This window comes from Clostridium sp., from assembly GCF_051278035.1.
In the GTDB taxonomy this organism is placed as follows: domain Bacteria; phylum Bacillota; class Clostridia; order Clostridiales; family Clostridiaceae; genus Clostridium_AD.
Genome location: NZ_JBNMNU010000238.1, coordinates 1 through 5,306 on the forward strand (window position 1 = coordinate 1; position 5,306 = coordinate 5,306).

The 5,306-nt window shown below is 35.7% G+C and carries 5 protein-coding genes; 3 read left to right on the forward strand and 2 right to left on the reverse strand.

Features of this window, described 5'->3' with window-relative positions:
* Nucleotides 1-42: 42 nt before the first annotated feature.
* Nucleotides 43-444, reverse strand: coding sequence for a BlaI/MecI/CopY family transcriptional regulator (locus ACJAX4_RS21910; protein ID WP_435791563.1), 402 nt, complete (start codon nt 442-444; stop codon nt 43-45).
* Nucleotides 445-664: 220 nt separating this feature from the next.
* Here ACJAX4_RS21910 and ACJAX4_RS21915 point away from each other — a divergent pair, with 220 nt between their 5' ends.
* Genes ACJAX4_RS21915 through ACJAX4_RS21925 form a run of 3 tightly spaced genes read left to right on the forward strand, consistent with a single transcriptional unit; the run spans nt 665 to nt 4,860 of the window.
* Nucleotides 665-1,144 (forward strand): NAD(P)H-dependent oxidoreductase subunit E, encoded by a 480-nt coding sequence (locus ACJAX4_RS21915; protein ID WP_435791564.1) that lies wholly within the window; start codon nt 665-667, stop codon nt 1,142-1,144.
* A 32-nt stretch (nt 1,145-1,176) separates the two neighbouring features.
* A complete protein-coding gene (locus ACJAX4_RS21920) occupies nt 1,177-3,072 on the forward strand; it encodes an NADH-ubiquinone oxidoreductase-F iron-sulfur binding region domain-containing protein (RefSeq protein WP_435791565.1) in 1,896 nt (631 codons plus the stop codon).
* Between the two features lie 21 nt (nt 3,073-3,093).
* A complete protein-coding gene (locus ACJAX4_RS21925) occupies nt 3,094-4,860 on the forward strand; it encodes an NADH-dependent [FeFe] hydrogenase, group A6 (RefSeq protein WP_435791566.1) in 1,767 nt (588 codons plus the stop codon).
* Between the two features lie 68 nt (nt 4,861-4,928).
* Here the strand turns inward: ACJAX4_RS21925 and ACJAX4_RS21930 are convergent.
* The coding region (locus tag ACJAX4_RS21930) for a serine aminopeptidase domain-containing protein (RefSeq protein ID WP_435791567.1) at nt 4,929-5,306 on the reverse strand (378 nt) is incomplete at its 5' end.

Here is a 5,306-nt window from a genome sequence, read left to right on the forward strand (position 1 = left end):
ACACCTTTCCGCCTCATCTTCATCCCCCTCATCACAACATCTCTACTTAAGAGTATTCTTTGTTTCTTCATTTTTATTTGTTTGGTTTAGTATATTTTTAAATTGAGCTATATCCGTTTCAGACATTCCTTCTAATTTTGCAAATGTTAAGAGCATAGATTTACTAGAACCATTAAATACTCTATTAATAAAAAATCGACTTTCGATTTCAATACATTTCTCTTCAGATACCAAAGGAAAATATAAATACTCATAGCCTAATTTACTAAATCCGATTGCATTTTTATTTAATAATCTATTTATCATACTTTTAACTGTAGCGGGTTTCCAGTGGGATTTATCCTTTAGTTCCTGTATAATATTTATTGATGAAATTTCAGAATTGATCCAAATTATTTTCATTACCTCCCATTCAGCATCTGATATTTTAGGAATTTTATGCATTTCCATATCACCTTCCATTTTAATTACAACTGTAATTCATATTGTTTTATACTATATTCTAAAATATAATAATTATTACTTTTTCACTTAAATAGATACATATTAGGATATTATTTTGTAAATTGGAAACAATAATAATTGATGTTCGTCAAAATATATTGGGATATATAAATAAAAATCATTATTATATACCCATAAACGTAGCAAGGAGTGTTGTATTGTGTGCTCAGAAAATTTATCTAAAGAGAAATTTAAGTTGCTAGAAGATTTTATACAAACTGTACCTAATGACCGTAGCTCTTTAATTGAAGTCTTACATAAAGCCCAACAAATATTTGGCTACCTACCTGATGAAGTTCAGGACTTCGTTGGAGAAAAAGTGCATGTCCCTACCGCTTCAGTATATGGCGTTGTAACTTTTTACTCATATTTCACTACAATTCCTAGGGGGAAATATGTTATAAATGTATGTACTGGAACAGCTTGCTTTGTACGTGGAGCTGCAGATATATTAGGTGAATTTGAAAGAAGGCTTGCAATATCTGCTGGAGAAACTACACAGGATAAAAAGTATACTATTGAGACTCTTCGGTGTATAGGTGCCTGTGGACTTGCTCCGGTAGTAACGGTTAACGGTAAAGTTTATGGTCATTTTAAAACCAATGATGTAATTAAAATTTTAGAAGAATACTCAGAATAAGTACTTAAGAAAAAAGCGAGGAGGATTTAACCTTGAATAAAATTAATTCTTTTAAAGAACTTGCAAAAGCTCATGAGGATTTCACGAAACTATTAGAACTTAGAAAGTTTTCTCATAAACAAGAATTAAGTGTGGAACATACTAGATGCAAACGTGACATATTAGTCTGCAGTGGTACCGGTTGTATGTCAGCTGATAGTTCACTTATTATTGAAAATTTGAATGCAAAAATTAAAGAAGCTGGGCTCGACCACGAGGTAAAGGCCCATATAACAGGTTGCTTCGGTTTTTGTGAAAAAGGTCCTATTGTAAAAATAGACCCTGACAATGTATTTTATATTCAAGTGAAACCAGAGGATGCAGCAGAGATAGTAGAGCAGCATTTAATTAAAGGCAACGTAATCGAAAGGTTATTATACGAAGAGCCAACTCTAAAACAAAAGGTTAAAAGACAAGATGAGATGTCTTTTTATAAAAAGCAGCACAGAATCGCACTTAGAAACTGTGGCCTAATAAATCCAGAAGATATAAGAGAAGCAATTGCTGAAAAAGCTTACATGGCCCTAGGTTCAGTTATTACTACTATGACACAAGACGAGATCATTACTCTAATCTCTGACTCTGGACTTCGTGGACGTGGAGGCGGTGGTTTTCCTACAGGAAAAAAATGGTCCTTCGCTAAAGGATATGCTGCAAAACAAAAATATATTATATGTAATGCCGATGAAGGAGATCCTGGTGCTTTTATGGATCGTTCAATACTAGAGGGCGACCCTCATAGTGTGCTAGAATCTATGGCTATCGCTGGTTATGCTATAGGTGCCTCCATTGGATATATATATATAAGGGCTGAATATCCATTAGCCATCGATAGACTTAAAATAGCTATTAACCAGGCTAGAGCTTATGGTATTTTGGGTGACAATATTTTAGGAACTAACTTTAGCTTTGATGTGCACCTTAAATATGGCGCCGGTGCCTTTGTGTGTGGAGAGGAAACTGCGCTTATACAATCCATTGAAGGATACCGCGGAGAGCCAACTAACAAGCCGCCCTTTCCAGCTCAGAGAGGTCTTTGGGATAAACCAACTTCCGTTAACAATGTAGAAACCTTCGCCCTAATACCTGCAATTATAAACAATGGTGCAGAGTGGTTTAGCTCTATAGGAACAAAAACCTCTAAAGGAACTAAAGTTTTTGCTCTTGCAGGCAAAATAAATAATGTTGGACTCGTTGAAGTTCCAATGGGAACTACACTCCGAGAAATAATATATGATATTGGTGGAGGTATTAAAGACGGTCGTGAATTTAAAGCAGTTCAAACTGGCGGACCTTCAGGCGGATGCATTCCTGCCTCTCTTTTGGATACTCCAATAGACTACGAATCGTTAAATTCCATAGGATCCATGATGGGATCTGGCGGAATGATTGTAATGGATGAAGATAACTGTATGGTGGATATTGCAAAATTCTACCTCCAATTTACTTTAGAAGAGTCCTGTGGTAAATGCACTCCTTGTAGAATAGGGAATACTAGATTGTACGAAATAGTAGAAAAAATCTCAAAAGGGAGAGCTACAGATCAGGATATAGCTAATTTAAAGGAGCTTGGTCAAATTATTAAGGATACATCACTTTGCGGTCTTGGTCAAACAGCTCCTAATCCTGTCCTTAGTAATTTAAAGTATTTCGAGGAAGAGTTTAATTCACATGTAAGAGATCATCATTGTCCTGCCGGAGTATGTAAAGACCTACTAATGTATGAAATTACAGATAAATGTATAGGTTGTACTCGTTGTGCCAAGATTTGCCCTGTTACATGTATAAGTGGAAAAATTAAAGAGCTACATGTTATTGACCAGAATAGGTGCATTAAATGTGGATCCTGCTATGAAGTATGCCCAGTAAACGCCATAATCCGAAAGTAATACAAAAGAGAGGTGATAAAATTGAATTCAATAACCTTAACTATAAATGATATAAAAGCAAAAGTAGACGAAGGTAGTACTATACTATCCGTTGCAAAAAGCCTTAACATCCATATACCAACGCTATGTCACTTTAAGCTTCATGACGATAGAACTATAAATGATCCTGGTTCTTGCAGAGTGTGTGTTGTAGAGGTAGAGGGACGAAGAAATTTAGCTCCTGCCTGTTCCACTCCTGTAACTAACGGAATGGTTGTAAAAACAAATTCCATAAGGGCCATAAAATCACGTAGAGCAATAGTTGAGCTCTTTCTATCTAATCATCCGAAGGAATGTTTGTTATGTGAGAAAAATCTTCAGTGTGAGCTTCAATCATTAGCCGCAGAACTTGGTATTCGCGAAATTAGATACGAAGGAAAAATGTCTCATTTCGATGTAGACAACTCAAGTTATTCTATAATAAGAAACTTAGACAAATGTGTTTTGTGCCGGCGTTGTGAAACTATGTGTAATGAAGTTCAGACCTGCAATGTTTTGTCTGGAATTAATAGAGGTTTTACAACAAATGTAGCCCCTGCTTTTAATGCTCCCTTAGCTGAAACCAACTGTACTTTCTGTGGTCAGTGCGTTGCTGTATGTCCAACTGCAGCATTAACGGAAGTACATTTCATGAATAACGTATGGGATGCTATCCATTCAAAGGATAACATAGTGGTAGTACAAACTGCGCCAGCCATAAGAGCTGCTCTTGGAGAATCCTTTGGTTTAGAACCTGGAACCCTAGTTACTGGCAAAATGGTATCCGCTTTACGTGCTCTAGGTTTTGATTATGTTTTCGATACAGACTTTGCAGCTGACTTAACTATAGTGGAAGAAGCTAGTGAACTTGTGCACAGACTAGAACATGGTGGTACGCTTCCTATACTCACAAGTTGCTGCCCTGCATGGATAAATATGTTAGAACATGACTACCCTGACATGCTAGATATTCCCTCAACTTGTAAATCTCCTCACCAAATGTTTGGCGTTATAGCCAAAACATATTTTGCGGAGAAAATGAATATTGATCCCAAAAAAATGATAGTGGTATCTGTTATGCCTTGTCTTGCCAAGAAGTATGAAGCTGCAAGAGATGAACTAAAGCATGATAATTTAAGAGATGTAGATATTGTAATATCCACTAGGGAACTGGCAAAAATGATTAAGGAGGCTGGTATTGAATTTAACTCTTTAGAAGAAGGTGAATTTGATGACCCATTAGGCGAATCCTCCGGAGCTGGGGTTATTTTCGGGGCTTCCGGTGGAGTTTTAGAAGCCGCTGTTCGTACTGCTTATGAACTTATTACAGGTGAAACTGGTCCAGCGTTAGAATTCCACTCAATTAGAGGGCTTGAAGGTACTAAAAAAGCTACCATTAAAATAAAAGATATGGACGTAAATGTAGCAGTAACTAATGGACTTGGAAACGCTCGAAAACTACTTGAATCCATAAAAAATGGCGAATCTACCTATCATATAATTGAAATCATGGCATGCCCAGGTGGTTGCATTGGTGGCGGTGGGCAACCCTATATTTATGGTAATAGCGAAATACTTCAAAAGAGAATTAATGCTATATATAAAGAAGATAAAAATAAAGTAATAAAAAAATCTCATGAAAACCCTTCTATTCTAAGACTTTATAATGAATTCTTAGGAGAACCTTATGGAGAAAAAGCTAAAGACCTTCTTCATACCCATTACGTGAATCGTAAGTATCAAAAAATGAAAAAACGTGAACAGAAGTAATACCTTACTAACACAAAAGAGGCGATGAATAGTTCATCGCCTCTTTTTATTTACAATAAAATCACTTACTATTCTATATATTTGTTAAGCCATTTTATCACATCTGAATTCACCTCTTCCTTATTGATTTCATTAAGCATCTCGTGCCTTCCATCTTTATAAAGTTTATAAGTTAAATCTACTATTCCATGTTTTTTATAAGTCTTAAAAAGTTTTAGAACACCCTTACCATTTTTACCTACTGGATCTTTATCACCCGAAAAAATGTAAATAGGTAAATCTTTAGGAACCTTCTTAATTTGCCTATTCTCAGCTATACTCTTAATACCACCTAAAAAGTCATAAAAAAATCCTGCTGTAAAAACCGTCCCACAGAATGGATCCTCTATGTATTTATCTACTTCTTTAGCATCCCTACTGAGCCAATCGAAATCAGTCCTATTTGG